This is a genomic window from Paracoccus sp. (in: a-proteobacteria), from assembly GCF_030538755.1.
Lineage (GTDB): Bacteria > Pseudomonadota > Alphaproteobacteria > Rhodobacterales > Rhodobacteraceae > Paracoccus.
Genome location: NZ_JAUNTJ010000016.1, coordinates 26822 through 42516 on the forward strand (window position 1 = coordinate 26822; position 15695 = coordinate 42516).

Annotated in this window: 15 protein-coding genes; 1 reads left to right on the forward strand and 14 read right to left on the reverse strand. The window is 66.8% G+C overall.

Annotation, left to right across the window (positions count from 1 at the left end; all coding sequences use genetic code 11):
- Positions 1-26: 26 nt before the first annotated feature.
- The 10 genes from Q4G14_RS10740 to Q4G14_RS10785 form a co-directional block, all read right to left on the reverse strand.
- Entirely contained in the window at positions 27-1052 is a 1026-nt protein-coding gene (locus Q4G14_RS10740) for a DUF917 family protein (RefSeq protein WP_303361742.1), read from the reverse strand.
- 14 nt (positions 1053-1066) lie between these two features.
- The gene (locus Q4G14_RS10745; protein WP_303361743.1) at positions 1067-2404 is read right to left on the reverse strand and encodes a hydantoinase/oxoprolinase N-terminal domain-containing protein; all 1338 of its coding nucleotides are present in this window, start codon (positions 2402-2404) and stop codon (positions 1067-1069) included.
- Between the two features lie 221 nt (positions 2405-2625).
- Positions 2626-4989: a helix-turn-helix transcriptional regulator gene (locus tag Q4G14_RS10750; protein WP_303361744.1), complete on the reverse strand. Its 2364-nt coding sequence runs from the start codon at positions 4987-4989 to the stop codon at positions 2626-2628.
- A 142-nt stretch (positions 4990-5131) separates the two neighbouring features.
- On the reverse strand, positions 5132-6430 hold the full coding sequence (gene preA, locus Q4G14_RS10755) for an NAD-dependent dihydropyrimidine dehydrogenase subunit PreA (RefSeq protein ID WP_303361745.1): 1299 nt from the start codon (positions 6428-6430) through the stop codon (positions 5132-5134).
- 22 nt (positions 6431-6452) lie between these two features.
- Positions 6453-6842 (reverse strand): hypothetical protein, encoded by a 390-nt coding sequence (locus Q4G14_RS10760; RefSeq protein ID WP_303361746.1) that lies wholly within the window; start codon positions 6840-6842, stop codon positions 6453-6455.
- On the reverse strand, positions 6839-8182 hold the full coding sequence (locus tag Q4G14_RS10765) for an NAD(P)-dependent oxidoreductase (RefSeq protein ID WP_303361747.1): 1344 nt from the start codon (positions 8180-8182) through the stop codon (positions 6839-6841). The genes Q4G14_RS10760 and Q4G14_RS10765 overlap by 4 nt, the downstream gene beginning before the upstream one ends.
- Positions 8183-8327: 145 nt before the next feature.
- Positions 8328-8654, reverse strand: coding sequence for a VPLPA-CTERM sorting domain-containing protein (locus tag Q4G14_RS10770; RefSeq protein WP_303361748.1), 327 nt, complete (start codon positions 8652-8654; stop codon positions 8328-8330).
- Between the two features lie 148 nt (positions 8655-8802).
- On the reverse strand, positions 8803-10101 hold the full coding sequence (locus Q4G14_RS10775) for an ATP-binding protein (RefSeq protein WP_303361749.1): 1299 nt from the start codon (positions 10099-10101) through the stop codon (positions 8803-8805).
- Positions 10098-10769, reverse strand: coding sequence for a response regulator transcription factor (locus tag Q4G14_RS10780; RefSeq protein WP_303361750.1), 672 nt, complete (start codon positions 10767-10769; stop codon positions 10098-10100). The genes Q4G14_RS10775 and Q4G14_RS10780 overlap by 4 nt, the downstream gene beginning before the upstream one ends.
- Entirely contained in the window at positions 10766-11095 is a 330-nt protein-coding gene (locus Q4G14_RS10785) for a PepSY domain-containing protein (protein ID WP_303361751.1), read from the reverse strand. Before Q4G14_RS10785 ends, Q4G14_RS10780 begins: the two co-directional genes overlap by 4 nt.
- Positions 11096-11230: 135 nt before the next feature.
- Between Q4G14_RS10785 and Q4G14_RS10790 the strand changes: the two genes are divergently transcribed.
- Positions 11231-12103: a hypothetical protein gene (locus Q4G14_RS10790; protein ID WP_303361752.1), complete on the forward strand. Its 873-nt coding sequence runs from the start codon at positions 11231-11233 to the stop codon at positions 12101-12103.
- Positions 12104-12146: 43 nt separating this feature from the next.
- Here the strand turns inward: Q4G14_RS10790 and Q4G14_RS10795 are convergent, their stop codons facing one another.
- From Q4G14_RS10795 to Q4G14_RS10810, 4 genes are all read right to left on the reverse strand, one after another.
- Complete coding sequence (locus Q4G14_RS10795; RefSeq protein WP_303361753.1) at positions 12147-12752, reverse strand: YitT family protein; 606 nt, start codon at positions 12750-12752, stop codon at positions 12147-12149.
- 97 nt (positions 12753-12849) lie between these two features.
- Positions 12850-13851 carry an ABC transporter substrate-binding protein gene (locus tag Q4G14_RS10800; protein ID WP_303361754.1) on the reverse strand — a complete coding sequence of 334 codons (1002 nt, stop codon included), beginning with the start codon at positions 13849-13851 and terminating at the stop codon, positions 12850-12852.
- A gap of 33 nt (positions 13852-13884) precedes the next feature.
- On the reverse strand, positions 13885-14766 hold the full coding sequence (locus tag Q4G14_RS10805; RefSeq protein ID WP_303361786.1) for an ABC transporter permease: 882 nt from the start codon (positions 14764-14766) through the stop codon (positions 13885-13887).
- A gap of 62 nt (positions 14767-14828) precedes the next feature.
- Positions 14829-15692: an ABC transporter permease gene (locus tag Q4G14_RS10810; protein ID WP_303361755.1), complete on the reverse strand. Its 864-nt coding sequence runs from the start codon at positions 15690-15692 to the stop codon at positions 14829-14831.
- Positions 15693-15695 lie beyond the last annotated feature (3 nt).

Genomic DNA, 15695 nt, shown 5'->3' on the forward strand with positions numbered 1-15695 from the left:
CAGGGTGGCGGGGCCGGGCGCGGGCGTCAACCCGCCGCCGGCCCGCCAAAGGCCGCCGGGCCAGCCATTGCCGCGCCGCCCTGCGCCGACCAGACCGGCGCGGCGGGCCATGTCAGCAGGGCGACCCGCTGCCCCGGCGTCAGGCTGGCAAAGGGGATCGGTCGGCCGCTGGCCGGGTCGATCAGCGCCAGTGCCTGCGGGGATGCGGCGATGGTCTGACCCGCGCGCCCCGCCGACAGCAGCACATCGGCAAAGCTGATCTGAACGGGCGGCGCGTCACCGCCTTGCGCGCCGATCTGCGCGGCGGCGGGGTTCAGGTGCTGCACGCGCCCCGTGGTCAGCACCCGGCCCGGCAGCAGATCGCACAGCGCCGACACCGGCGCTTCGGCGGAATGCAGCGCCGCGCCGATGCGGGCCGACAGGCTGACGGTGCCCGCGATCACCGCTCGCTGCGCCTGCCCGCCGGTCATCGGGAACAGCGTGGTCATGGCGACGCCGCCCATCTCGGCGGTGGCGGTGCGGGCCAGCCCTTCGGCCCAGTCGTCCGATACGGTTTCGATGGTCAGGCTGTTGCCCTTGTCATCGCACAGCACCATCGGCGTGGCCGACACCCCGTGCAGCGCAAAGCCCGAGGCGCGCAGCCCCGGCAGCGCCCGTCCGGTGCCGTCGCCGTCGATCAGCGGCAGCCGCGCCGCCGCCGCAAGGGCCAGTGCCAGCGTCAGGTTCAGGCCAAAGGTGCCCGCGCAGATCACCGCGCTGGCCGGGCGGTCCAGCACCCGTTCCAGCACATGCAGCGCCTGCACCAGCTCGTCGCCCTGCGGCGGCTTTTCCGACAGGATGGCCGGGTCGCCCAGCATACAGCCGGGCACGACCAGCGCATCCTCGGGCAGCGATTCGACCGCGACCAGCGGCACCGGCCCGTGCTGCGCGATCGCCTGCCGCGCCAGCAGCGCGCCGATCAGCGGATCGCCCCCGCTGCCGCAGGCCAGCAAGGCGGCCCCTTGCGCGATGGACTCGACATCATCGGCGGTGATGGTTCGGATCGGTTGCATCGCGGTCTCTTTCGTTATCCGGCGTCGGGCTGGCCAAGCGCCACTGCGCGGATGCGCAGCATGGCGTCGGGCAGCGGCTGTTCGGTCATGTGGTGCAGCGTGACGGTATCGGCGCGCGCGCCCGCCGCAATGGCGGCTTGGGTGGCGCGTTGCCGGGCATCGGCGCGGGCCGATTCCGTGCTGAACTGGCCCAGAGGATAGATGCGGTCCGCCCGCCCCGACACCGGCGCGACAGCGGCCCCGATCGCGCGGGCCAGCGCGTAATAGGCGGGCTTGGGTCCGCGCCGTGTCAGCCGGGCGGGCAGGGTCACGCGCCCCGCCTCTTTGCCGACCAGCACCACGGGCAGGGTATCGGCGCTGAGGCTGGCCGCGATGTCCAGCAGCATCTGCCGGTCGGGCGGGGCGGTCAGCGGCAGGGCGATCACCTCGGCATGTGGGGCGGCAAGGCGCAGCCCGCCAAAGCGCGCGCTGCCATGGCCGGGGCGCGGCAGGCCGTCATGCAGCAGGCCGGCGGTCAGGCGCCACTGGTCCAGCTCGATCACGATGGCACCGGTCTGACCATACAGCCAGCCCGCGCCGGTGATGGCATTGGCCGCGCCCGAACCAAAGGTCTGCACCGGCTGGCGCACTGCGCTGGCGGCATCCATCAGCGTGCCGTCGCCGCGCACCAGAAACAACGGCCCCACCAGCCCCGCCGAGGCCAGAGCCAGCGCAAGCTGCCCCAACCGGCGCTGTGTCACCTCGCGCAGCGACAGGTTCAGGATCGCCGTGCCCTCGCGCGCCAGCAGGCTGGGGCTGCCGATGGTGCCCGATTGCACGATGCGGGTGTCGGGCAGGTGCTGCGACAGGATCTCGGCCGCCTTCGCCTCGTCCCCGCCCGAGGGCGGCGCAAAGACCGAGGACAGCGCGACCGCCCCGACCTGCTTGGCGCGGATGTCGGCGGCGATCCGGGCAAGCCCCTGTTCCGAAAGGGCCGAGATGCGGCGTCCGTTGGTTTCCTGTCCGCCATGGGTCAGATACCAGTGCCCCCCGGTCGCCGCGCGCAGGTCAGCGGGCCAGTCGGCCATCGGCGGCAGCGAGGCCGTGGTCGGCAGGCACAGCCGCACCGCCGCCACCGGCGTCAGCCCGCCACGCCGCGACAGCGTTTCTTCGAACATCGAGGTGCCGATCATCACTGCCGCCACGGATGAGGGGCTGATGCCCTCGGTGGTCAGCAATTGCTGCAAGGCCGCCACCGCGCCCGATATGGCGTCGGGGCTGGTTTCAACCGTGGTGCCGCACAGAATCCGCTGGCCGCCGATCAGCACCACCTGCGTTTCGGCGGCACGAATGTCGATGCCCGCGCGGATCATGCCCGCGCGCCTTTTTGTTGTGCCGGAATGTGTTTTTCCGTCCCCGTTCGTCTTTGCCGGTTCATGCCCGTCCTCTTTTTTGAAGGAAAGGATGGGTTGCCGATGGGGTATTGTTCAACCTGTCGGGCGGTCAGGTTTTTGACGAAAACGGTTAGGTTCTGTCAGTGTCATGCAAATTAAACCAAACTATGAATTTAACGCGCCGTTGCGGGAAAAGACCGTCAGCCCAGCAGGCGGTGCGCCCGTGCGGCGGCTACGGCCTGAGCGCGCGATTTGCAGTTCAGTTTGCGATAAACATTAATCAAGTGAAACTTGACCGTCGCTTCGGACAGGCCAAGGGCCTTGGCGATGGCCTTGTTCGTCAAGCCTTCGGTCAGGGTTTCCAGAATCCGCAGCTCTTGCCGCGTCAGGCCGTGGTTGTCGGGGGGCGGCGAGGCGGGCCGGGTTTCGGTCAGCCAGCGCAGGGCGTTGCGGATCGGCTCGGTCCGTTCCAGCCGGTCGCGCAACTGCCGCGCCGCCAGCATGTCGTTGATAAAGCCGCGTTCCTCGTTCAGCACGGTGCGGACACCCGATTGCCAGACCAGGGTCAGCACATGGATCAGCGTTGCGGCGGCGTCGTCATGGCGGTTCTGCCGATACAGGACAGAGGCCAGCCAGATTTCCGCCCCGGCGCGTTGGCGGGCGGTCAGGCCGGGGTTCATCAGAATGGCCTGAATCAGCCCGCTCAGCGCGGGCGGCGGCAGGCGGTCATGCGCCATCTGCCGCAGCCACAACTGCGCCATGGCCAGTTTGTCGGGGTGATCCAGCGTGGACAGATGCTGTTGCGTTGCCGTGCTGTCGGCATCGGCGCTGATGCTGCCGGGCAGCAGCCGCATGCGGGCGGCGGCCTCTTGCCAGCGGCCACTGTTTTGCAGCAACGCCACCTCGCGGATGTTGGCCAGTTGCGGGATTGCGCCGTTGTGGTCCTGCCCCTGACCCTGCCGCCAGCGTTCCAGAAACTGGCGGGCGGTCTGGGTGCTGTCATGTTCGCAAAGCGCCTGCGTGCCATAGATCAGCGCCAGTTCGGCAAGGGCGGGCCAGATTTCGGCCTGCGTCAGATCATCCATTTCGGCCAGCAAAAAGCGGGCCAGCGGTTCGGACTGGCCGGTTTCGCAGGCGATGCAGCTGTCCAGCAGCGTCAGGATGCGCTGGTCGCCGGGGCTGGTCCATGAGGTTGCCTTCAGCCCGGCGGCGGCATCGCGGGCATGGATGCGCGCCGTGGCCGGATCGCCGGTGGCCAGCGCGATGATCCCCCGGTTCAGCGCCGTGTAAAAGCCCAGCAGCGGGATCTCGCCCGCCGCAAAGTGGCGTGCCGCGCGGATGGCGCTGCGTTCGGCGGCGGCAAAGCGGCGGCGGCGGAACTGCGCCTCCATGATGGAATTATAGATCGCACCGCGCAGCAGGTGGCTGTGATCCGGCAGGTCGGCCAGCAGGTCATAGGCGCGCTCGAAATAGGCGGCATTGGCGGGGGCGTCATCCCATGTTTCGAACAGCAGCCGAAAGACGCGGGTATCGTCGGACAGGGCGCGGTTGGCGCAAAAGGTGATCGGGCTAAGCGCCGCCGTGCCCCAGCGGGCGGCCATGATGCGCCGGCCAAGCGCCGGTTCGCCCTGTTTGACCGCCCGCAGCGCCCGGCAGATCACCAGCAGATCATCGCTTTCCAGCAGATCGGCGGGAAAGCCGTCCAGCATCCGGTCATGCGCATCGGCACCGTAGCGGTAAAAGAAAAACCAGCCGCCGCCATCGCGCAGCGCGGTCAGCGCGCGGTCATGCAGCCCGGCTGACTGAAGCGCCACAATGGCCTGCGGCAGATTTCCGGCGGCCATTTCGGCATTGGCCAAAGCGACAGGATTGCGGTCTGACAGCGCCGAGGCGATCGCGGCAGGCAGCAGTGGGCGCACCGCCGTCAGCACCGGATGCAGCGTTTGCGATTGCGGCGGGTAAGCAAAGGGCAGGCCGTGCAGCAGCGCGGGCGGCGGGGCCTTGCCCTCGATCAGTGCCCGCAGGGCGATCAGCCCGGTGACAGGCAGCGGTGCCAGCAGTTCCTGCCCCAGAAACTCGGCCAGCCGGTTCCGGTCGATCCCCGGCCAGCCCGCCAGCAGCGGCGGCACCAGACAGGGCCAGCCGCCGGTCATGGCGATGATGCGCGCGGCGTCGGGGTGCGGCGTCAGGTCATCGGCGGTAAACAGCAGGTCATCCGGCCCGATGCGCAACAGCCGGCCATAAAGCTCGACCCGCGCCAGCCCCGGAACCATCGTGCCGGGGCGGCAGGCAATGACCAGCCTGCAATCGGGCGGCAGATCGGGCAGGGCGCTGACGGCGGGCGTCCGGTCCAGATCCCACAGCATCAGCGGGGCCGGGTCGGGCGGCGTCGCCCCCCGCTGAACCGCCACCCCGGTAAAGCGCGACAGAGCGGCCATGACCCATGACTTGCCACAGCCAGCCGGGGCCTCGATCAGGGCGATCTGCTGGTCTGCATCCAGCAGCCGCGCGATCAGATGGTGCCGGGATACCCCATCCGCATCAATGTGAACCGGTTTGTTCATGCGGGGAAGTTAAGGCCCCTGCGCCGCACTGTCCAGCAAGGTGGCGTAACGTCACCTTGCGGGCAGGCCCCCGGACAGGCGGGCCTGCCTGACCCGCCAGCAAAAACCGCACCCGAGCGCCGCAGCCAAACGATCAGGCGCGCTATTCCGCCGCCTGCGCCATCGGGTTGTTGGGATGCGTGGTCCAGTTGGCGTAATCGCCGCGCGCCTTGCCGGTGCGCAGGTCTGTTTCGCCATGGTCCAGTTCGCGCATGGTGATGCAGCCTTCGACCGGGCAGACATCGACGCACAGGTTACAGGCGACGCATTCTTCCTCGATCACCTCGAAGACGCGGCCGGGCTGCATGGCGATGGCCTGATGCGAGGTATCCTCGCAGGCGGCAAAGCAGCGCCCGCATTTGATGCACAGATCCCGGTCGATCACCGCCTTGGTGACATAGTTCAGGTTCAGATATTGCCAGTCGGTGACATTGGGCACCGCGCGCCCGATCAGGTCGTCCAGCGTCATGTCGCGGCTGTCCAGATAGTCGCGCAGGCCGGAAATCATTTCCTGCACCACCTTGAAGCCATAGGTCATCGCCGCCGTGCAGACCTGCACATTCCCGGCCCCGAGCGCCAGAAACTCGGCCGCGTCGCGCCATGTCGTCACGCCGCCGATGCCGCTGATCGGCAGGCCGCGCAAGGCCGGGTCGCGGGCGATTTCGGCGACCATGTTCAGCGCGATGGGTTTCACCGCCGGCCCGCAATAGCCGCCATGCGCGCCCTTGCCGTCGATGGTGGGTTCGGGGGCGAACAGGTCCAGATCGACGCCGGTGATGCTGTTGATGGTGTTAATCAGGCTGACCGCATCGGCCCCGCCGCGTCTGGCCGCCTCGGCGGGTTTGCGGATGTCGGTGATGTTGGGGGTCAGCTTGACGATGCAGGGCATACGCGAGTGCTGTTTGACCCACCGCGTCACCATCTCGATATAGTCGGGCACCTGACCGACGGCGGCACCCATGCCGCGTTCGCTCATGCCGTGGGGGCAGCCGAAGTTCAGCTCTACCCCGTCGGCGCCGGTGTCTTCGATGGCGTGCAGGATGTCGATCCACGACTGTTCGTCGCAGGGCACCATCAGGCTGATAATCAGCGCCCGGTCGGGGTAATCGCGCTTGACCGATTTGATCTCGCGCAGGTTCACCTCCAGCGGGCGGTCGGTAATCAGTTCGATGTTGTTCAGACCCAGCAGGCGGCGGTCCGCGCCATGGATCACGCCATAGCGCGGGCCGTTGACGTTCACCACCGGCGGGCCTTCGCTGCCCAGAGTTTTCCAGACCACGCCGCCCCAGCCCGCCTGAAAGGCGCGCCGGACGTTATATTCCTTGTCCGTTGGCGGGGCCGAAGCCAGCCAGAAGGGGTTGGGCGATCTGATGCCGATAAACTGGGAGCGAAGGTCAGCCATGGACCGGGTCTCCTGTCAGGGGTCAAACGACGATTTCGGATTCGTATTCACGCAGAATGTCAGGGTGCCTGTCGCGCGCGGCACCGCGCAGCGCCTCGGCCAGCTTGCGCAGGCGGGGCGTGCCGATCATCAGGTACCGGCTGGGCATGATCTCGTCGAAATCATAGGCGGCACCGGCGGGGATAAAGACGGTCGAGGCGGGGGGCACATCGACATTTCCATCCGCCAGCCGAAACCGCAGCCGGCCGGAAATCAGGTGAAAGGCCACGTCATCATCAAGGTGGCGGTGCAGATAGCCGGGGCCGCTGCCCGACATCTCGATGATCTGGAAACTGTCGCCGCTGGCCAGCGGAACAGGGTCGTCGCCGTCACGGGACGTGTGGATCGTTACCTTTCTGGCAGAGTCTGTCATGGGGCGTCCTCCATCAATGTCGCGTGGATATCTTCAGCGGCATCGCGCCCCTGAGCAACCGCCGTCACGGTCAAATCCTCGCCACCTGCGGCGCAGTCGCCGCCCGCCCAGACCCCGGCGACCGAGGTGCGCCCCGCCCCGGTCACGGCGATCTTGCCGCCGTCCAGCGCCAGCCCCTCGGGCACGTCGTGCAGCCGCTGGCCGATGGCGCGGAACACCTGATCGGCCTTGATGCGGAAATGTTCACCCGTGTTCAGGCTGCCGTCGGGCAGATCCTGAGTATAGGCGAACTCGATTTCCGTGATCGCGCCGTTGCCGTGAACCGCAACCGGCATGGCATTGCACAGAATGCGCACGCCGCTGCTGGTGGCGTGATCCTGTTCGTGCCAACTGGCCGACATGCGATCCTGCCCGCGGCGATAGGCGATGGTGACGTTTTCTGCCCCCAGCAGTCTGGCCTGAACGGCGGCATCCACGGCGGTCATGCCGCCGCCGATCACCACCACGTCGCGCCCGATGGGCAGGGCGGCCAGATCGTCGGCCTGCCGCAGCTCGGCGATGAAATCCACCGCGTCGCGGATGTTGTCGCGATCCTCGCCGTCGATCCGCAGCGCGTTCACGCCGCCAAGGCCGATGCTTAGGAACACCGCATCATATTGCGCGCGCAGACCGTCCAGCGTCATGTCGCGGCCCAGACATTGCCCGGTTTCCACGGTGATGCCGCCGATTTGCAGCAGCCAGTCAACCTCGGCCTGCGCAAAGTGATCGGTCGCCTTATAGCTGGCGATGCCGTATTCGTTCAGCCCGCCCGCTTTGCTGTGTTCGTCAAACAGCGTCACATCGTGCCCCTTGGCGGCCAGCCGGTGGGCGCAGGACAGGCCCGCAGGCCCGGCCCCGACCACGGCGATGCGCCGCCCCGTAGGTGCGCCGCGCCGGAACGGATGCCCGCCCGCCGCCATCAGCCCATCGGTGGCATAGCGTTGCAGCGCGCCGATCTGCACCGGCTCGCCCTCGGCATCCATCCGCACGCAATCGCCTTCGCACAGGGTTTCGGTCGGGCAGACGCGGGCGCACATGCCGCCAAGGATGTTGCTGTGAAAGATCGTCAGCGCCGCCGCGTCGGGCGTGCCGGTGGCGATCTGGCGGATGAACAGAGGAATGTCGATGCCGGTCGGGCAGGCGGCGATGCAGGGCGCGTCGTGGCAGAAATAACAGCGATCCGCCGCAACCTGCGCCTGATGATCGTCCAATGGCGGCGCGACATCGGCAAAATTGATCTGATATTGCTCGGGCGTCAGTCGGCCCGGCACTACTCCGGCTGTCAGCTTGGCTTGGGTCATCACACTCCCCCTGGCTCTGCCTGTTCGGAAAGGCTGGCACAGGTCTGAAATTTTATCAAACGATAAAATCACAGAGGGGGTGCAGAATGAAAAACGGGGCGCCGGATTGGGCACCCCGTTTGTGATCTGCGCGAAAAAGAGGCGCTCAGGCGGCTTTGCGGCGGCGCAGGGCCAGCGCGGCCAGCCCGCTGGCCAGCAGCAGCCCGCCCGCAGGCAGCGGCACCGGCGCGGGCGGCGGCAGCGAGCCTTGGTCGAGCAGGGCATATTTCACCTGACCACCCGCCACCAGATATTCGCCAAATCCGTCGCCCCAGAACGACACGGATCTAAACGAGCCGCTGTCATCGAATGCGGCAACGAAAATCTCATAGGCCGAAACGCTCGGGTCGGTTTGGGTCGGGTAAAGGCCGTCGTTTGTGGTCAGGGCATTGGCAACCTGAACAGGCGCGCCGCCGTCGAATGATATGAACAAAGCGGACGGGTGGCAGCATGTGGCCCAATCGCTGATCTGATATAAGCCCACGCAAAGGGGGTAATTGGGGGTGTTATCAGTGGGTGACTCTTTTTAAGAAGTGTCTGAATTTTATTTTCAAATCGTATCTTGCAAATGAATCCTGCATTCATTCAGGCAGATAAATTTCCGCCGACAGCCCGCCCAGGGCCTCTGACCTGTTCAGCCGCAATTCGCCGCCATGCAAGGCAGCCAGATCCGCGACGATGGCAAGGCCAAGCCCGGTGCCCGGCGGACCTGATTCGTCCAGACGCGCGCCTCGGATCAGGGCGCGTGGGGTGTCTGTGCCGTTCATGCCGGGGCCGTCATCCTCGATCCGCAGGGTCAGGCCGGGGCGGGCCGAGATGGCCAGCCGGCTGCGGCCCCATTTCACCGCATTGTCGCAAAGATTGCCGATCAGCTCCTCAAGATCCTGCCTTTCGCCGGCAAAGCTCAGGTCGGGGGGGCAGTCGATGCTGGCGGTCATGCCCTTGTCCTGCATGGGGTGGCGCAGCACCAAAAGGATGTCGTCGATCACCGGCGCGACCAGTGTGCGCTGCCCCAGAACACGAGGCTGGGCCGATCGGGCGCGGCGCAGATGCCAGCCGATCAGCCGGTCCATCCGCGCGATCAGCGCCTGACCGGGATCGCCGGGCGGCAGGTCGTTCGACAGCGCCGCCAGCGGTGTTTTCAGCGAATGCGCAAGGTTTCCAAGGTGTTGCCGCGACCGGGCCAGCAGGGTGGCGTTCTGATCCAGCGCGGCGTTGATTTCGGCCACCAGCGGGTCAAGCTCGCTGATGCCGGGGCGGGGCAGGCGATCTGTCTGGCCGTCGCGCACGCGGCGCAGATCGCCGCCCAGACGGCGCAGCCCCGACAGGCCGCTGCCCACCTGCACCGCCACCGCCACCGCCAGCCCGATCCCCAGCACCGCCAGCGACAGGGCCAGCGGGCGCCGCACCTCGCGCAGGCTGCCCAGCATTTCGCGCGCGGGGGCGGTGAGGGTCAGCATCAGGGGATCGTCGCTGCCCGGCAGGGTCAGCGGCTGGCGCAGCACCCGCAAGGGTTCGCCCATCGGGCCGCGCCCGCGCCCGGTTCCGGGCTGCTCTGCGCTGCGCGATGCCAGTTGCGCATCCCCCAGCGAGGCCGATTTTGCCACCACCACGCCGCCGACGCGCAATTGCCAATACCAACCCGACAGCGGAGTGCCAAAGCGCGGATCAAGCGGCGTATTTTCCACCTCGATCCCGCCTGCGCCGTTTATCACCATTCCGGCCATGATCTGATCGGCCATGGCCTGCATTTCACTGTCATAGCGTTCGGTGACGAAACGATCCAGAACCGCGCCGATCACCAGAAAAGCCGCCATCAGGGCAACGCCGATCCAGACAGCCGCCAATAACAGCAGCCGCGCGCGCAGCGAACGTATCATGCCGCCCCGCCGTTTGCGCGCAGAATATACCCCTCGCCCCGGCGGGTTTCGATAACGCCCTCGCCGATTTTCTTGCGCAAACGGCCAATGACGACCTCGATGGATTTGAAGTCGCGGTCGGTATCGGCCTCATACAGATGTTCCGATAATTCGGTGCGGCTGACGATACGATCCTGATGCAAGATCAAATAGGACAGGATGCGGGTTTCAAAAGCCGTCAGCTTCAGCGCCACCCCGTCGCGGGTAATCACGCCCAATTGGGAATCGAGCGAAAGCACCCCGGCCTTGATAACCGTGCGCGCATGACCGGCGGCGCGGCGGATCAGGGTTTGCGCGCGCAAAACCACCTCGTCCAGCCGAAAGGGTTTGACGGCATAATCATCGGCCCCGGCGCGAAAACCGGCGACCTTATCCGTCCAGTCGCCGCGCGCGGTCAGGATCAGCACCGGCATCGTCACCCCGCCGTCGCGCCAGCGGGTCAGCACCTCGATCCCCGGCAGACCGGGCAGACCAAGGTCCAGCACCGCCACGTCATAGGTTTCGGTCGCGCCCAGAAACTCGCCCTGTTCGCCATCATGGGCGATGTCGGTGACAAAGCCCGCGTCCTGCATTGCCGTCGCCACCTGCGCGGCCAGGGTGCGGTCATCCTCGACGATCAATGCTCTCATTTGCGTGCCTCGGTCTGGCCTATGCCTGCCACCTCAAGAAAGCGCCCGTCGCGCGCGTCCAGCCGGATGGTCAGCAGATTGCCCTGCGGGGTCAAAAGCCGCAATTCGCGCACCAGTTCAACCCCAAGCGCGGATTCGTGTGGCGCGGGAAAGGACAGGCGGGCGGCGATCAACCGGCCCTTATAGCGGGCGGTGGCGATTTCGGCGGCCTCGTGCAGAGGCAGGGGGCGGAAATCCTGCGGCAGCGGCGACAGATCCTGTGCGGGCGCGACCGTCGCAAGCAGCGCGGCCAGCAGGCAGGCAAGGGGGGCAGGGGCGATCCGCATGGCCTTTTGTGCCACGGCGAACCCAAACGGAAAATAAACGGACCATTCGCCTTTGGTTCGGTTCCGTTGGGCTAAAAGCGATTCGTCAGCGGGGGCCATGCTGCCCCTGCAACGGTGAAACGAAAGGAAAAACCTATGAGCAGATTCACCCTCCGCCACTCGGTCGCCGCTTTGGCGCTGGTTTCGGTTCTGGGCAGCGGCGTGGCCGCCATCGCGCAGACCGCCGCGCCCGAGGCCCCGGCCACCACGCAACCCGCCGCCCCGGCGCAGGCCCCGGCGCTGACCGCCGAAACCCTGCCCGAGGCGCTGCGCGCGCTGAACCTGACGGATGTCGAAATCCGCACCAGCCAGCGCGGCGGATCGCGCGTCACCGGCTCGCTGGCCGATGGCACCGAAATTCAGGCGATGGTGGCCAATGACGGCACTCTGCGCGGTGTTCGCGCCGATGATGATGCCGCCCTGCCGCAATCGCTGGTCGATGCGGTGCTGCCCGCCCCGGTGCGCGGCAACGCCATTATCCAGCAGTTCGCGCTGATTTCCGGCTTTGGCGTGATGCCCGATATGGTGATGGTCGGCGGCAAGGATGCCGACGGTCAGAACCTGCGCGCGGGCTTTGCGACCGATGGCACGCTGATGCGCTTTGGCCGCGGCGAGGATCGCGGACCGGGGATGCACCAGGGCCACGACCGGGGCGGCAAGCGCGGCATGGACGGGCGCGGCCATGATCGCGGCAAGGGCGAACAACGCGGCGAACGGCGCGGTGATCGGGGCGAGCGTGGTGATCGCGGCCCCCGTGGCGACGCCCCGCCCCGGATGGAGCAGCGCGGCCCGCAGGTCGATGAATCGGCGCTGCGTCAAAGCCTGACCGACGCCGGTTACACCGATCTGGGCGATTTTTCCCGCCAGCAAGGGCGTGGCCTGACCGTGAACGCGGTCAACGCCAATGGCGAGACCGTCACGGTCGAGCTGAACCGCGCCGGTGAGGTGGTCCGCGAAACCGCCCGCTAAGGCAGGTGGTCAGGCAGGGGGCGCGCCCGCAGCCCCCTGCCGTTCACGTCGCAACATAGCGGTCGCGCCGGTGGTTGATGGCGATGACCAGATTGACAACGACCGCGCCCAGAAAGCTCCAGCCGACCAGATGCCAGTCGCGCAGGAAAAGGGCGGCGGCAAAGACCAGCACATCGAAGCCAAGCTGCACCCAGCCGGCGCGCAGGCCGGTGGCATCCTGCACATACAGCGCCAGCACGCCGACCCCGCCAAGGCTGGCCCCGTGCCGGAACAGCGCCAGCAGCGCCGATCCGGTCATGGTGCCGAACAGGATCGCGCCGATGGCGGGGTTGATCGCGCCAAAGTGCAGCCAGCCCGGCAACAGCGCCACCAGCGCCGACATCAGCGCCACGGCGGCGAAACTTTTCCACACGAACACCGGCCCAAAGCGGCGATAGCCCAGCCAGTAAAACGGCAGGTTGATGACAAAGAACACCGGCGCAAAACCCCAGCCGGTCGCATAGGAAATCAGCACCGCCAGCCCCGCCGTCTGCCCGGTGACAAAGCCCAGATGCGTCAGCAGCACCACCGCCGCCGCCGCCATAAAGCTGCCATAGGCGATGCCCTGGGCATCGTCGATAAAACCGTGCTGTAGCTTACTTTTATCCATGCTGTCTGTTGCCCCGGCAAGGCCCGCTGTGCAATGCGGCATTCTGTGGTGGTTCAGGCGAACGGGCACCGCAACGGCACGTTCGCCTGAAGGCGCGTCATTGGGCAGGCGATCCGCTCAGCGCCCTGTCGGTGATCGCATGGGTCCACGCGCCTTCGGGTGCGGCGGTAATCACCGGGTCGGAACCTCCGCTCATCAGGGTGTCAACCGTGCGCTGATAATCGGCCACGTCCAGCGCGCCATTGGTTCCTGCGGTCAGCTTGGCCACCTCGGTCATCATGCGGGTCTGATGCCCGATGGTCTGGGCGCCGGTCTCGTCATTGTCCAGCACGATTTCCGCGGCCTCTTCGGGGTGTTCCTCGGCGTATTTCCAGCCCCTCATGCTGGCGCGGACAAAGCGGGTCAGCTTGTCCTCCATCGCGGGATCGGCCAGCGCGGTTTGCAGGACGTAAAGCCCGTCTTCCAGCGTGGCGACGCCCTGATCTTCGTATTTGAAGGTTATCAGGTCGTCTTCGCCGATCCCCGCGTCCAGAACCTGACCATATTCGTTATAGGTCATGGTGCTGATGCAGGCGGCCTGCTTTTGCAGCAGAGGATCGACGTTGAAGCCCTGCTTCAGCACCGTCACCCCCTCGGCGCCGCCATTCGTCGGAATGCCCAGATGGTTCATCCACGACAGGAACGGATATTCGTTGCCAAAGAACCAGACCCCCAGCGTCTTGCCGCGAAAATCGGTCGTGGGGTCGGTGATCCCGCTTTCCTTGAGACAGGTCAGCATCATCCCCGACGATTTGAACGGCTGCGCGATATTGACAAGAGGCAGCCCCTTTTCGCGCGCGGCCAGTGCGGCGGGCATCCATTCCACCATCACATCCGCGCCACCGCCCGCCAGCACCTGCACCGGCGCGATGTCGGGGCCGCCCGGCTTGATGGTGACGTTCAGGTTTTCCTCGTCATAGAATCCCTTGTCCTTGGCGACATAATATCCCGCGAACTGCGCCTGTGTGACCCATTTCAGTTGCAGCGTCAGATCGTCTGCCGCCTGCGCGGCCCCGGCCAGCAGCGCAAGACCCGCCGCCGAAATCATCAGTCTGGTCATTCTCCACTCCACTGTTGAGGGGCGTTTCGCCCGTTATTGGCGCTGTGACGGGTGCCAAAAGGTCATCCGGCGCTCGGCCAGCGCGACAATGCCATAGAACAGCGACCCGGCGAGGGCTGCCATCAGAATCTCGGCCCAGACCAGCGCAAGGTCCATCTGCCCCACGGCGGTCGAGATGCGAAAGCCCATGCCGCGCGTCGGGCTGCCAAAGAATTCGGCCACGATGGCGCCGATCAGGGCCAGCGTGGTGGTGATCTTCAGCCCGTTGAACAGAAAGGGCAGGGCGGCGGGCAGGCGCAGTTTCAGCAGCGATTGCCAGTAACCCGCGCTCCATGTCGCCATCTGGTCGCGTTGCAGCGCATCGGTGGCGGCCAACCCGGCGACCATGTTCACAAGGATCGGAAAGAACACCATGACCACGACGACCGCCGCCTTGGAATGCCAGTCGAAACCGAACCACATCACAAGGATCGGCGCGATCCCGACGATGGGCAGGGCGGCGACGAAATTGCCGACCGGCAGCAACCCGCGTTGCAGGAAGGGCGATCGGTCGATGGCGATGGCGGTCATCACCGCCGCACCTGCGCCGATCAGCCAGCCGCTCAGCGCGCCTTTGGCCAGCGTTTGCACCAGATCGCCCCAGATCATCGGCAGGCTGGCCATGAACCGCGCCCCGATGACCGAGGGCGCAGGCAGGATCACCTGCGGAACGGCGTAAAGCCGCACCATCGCCTCCCAAAAGACCAGCAGGGTCAGGCCAAAGATCGCCGCGACGGCAATCCGGCGAACCCGCTCGCCCGAGGGGGGCAGGGGCAGGGCGGCCAGCCGGGCGTTCAGCGACCAGATCAGCAGCCAGAACCCGAACAGCGCCACCGCCCGCGGGCGCGGCGCGATGCCGGCCACGGCCAGCGCCATCAACGCCGCCGCCAGCAGCGGCAGCACCAGCCATGCCCGGCCGGGGCGCTTGGCTGCGGCGCTCATCGTGCCAACCCCATGCGGGCCAGCACCACCCGCTCGACCAGCCCGATCAGCCAGACCAGCCCGGCCGCCATGATCGCGGCGGCAAACAGCGCCGCCCAGATCTGGATCGTCTGCCCGTAATACGACCCCGACAGCAGCCGCGCGCCCAGCCCCTGCGTCGCCCCGGCAGGCAGTTCCGCGACGATGGTGCCCACCAGCGCCGCCGCAATCGCCACCTTGAGCGAGGTGAACAGATAGGGCAGCGAAGACGGCAACCGCAAATGGCGCAGCACCTGCCCGCCACCGGCATTCCACGACCGCATCAGATCAAGCTGCATCGCATCAGGCGCGCGCAGGCCCTTGACCATGCCCACCAGCACCGGAAAGAACGACAGCCACGCCGCAATGAAGGCCTTGGGCAGCAACCCGGTCACGCCCGCACTGGCAAACACCACGATCACCATCGGCGCGATTGCCAGAATTGGCACGGTCTGCGACGCCACCGCCCAGGGCATGATCGACATGTCCATCGCCCGGTTATGCACGATCCCCACCGCCAACAGCACCCCCGCCACAGCGCCGATGCCAAACCCCGCCAGAGTCGCCGACAGCGTGATCCAGCCATGCCAGACCAAAGACCGGCGCGAGGTCACAGCTTGCCCCGCCAGCCCATCCCATAACCCCGCCGCCACCTGATGCGGCGCGGGCAACACGGGGCGCTGCTGGCTCATGGTATCGGCAATCAGCGCCGCCGCGCTCAACTCGCTGCCCGCCCGCGCGGCCTGATCCCGTGCCCATTGCGCATTCATCCAGACGGAGGCGACATACCAGATCACCACAATCGCCAGCAGAACGGTCAGAACAGGCAAGATACGCTTCATCGC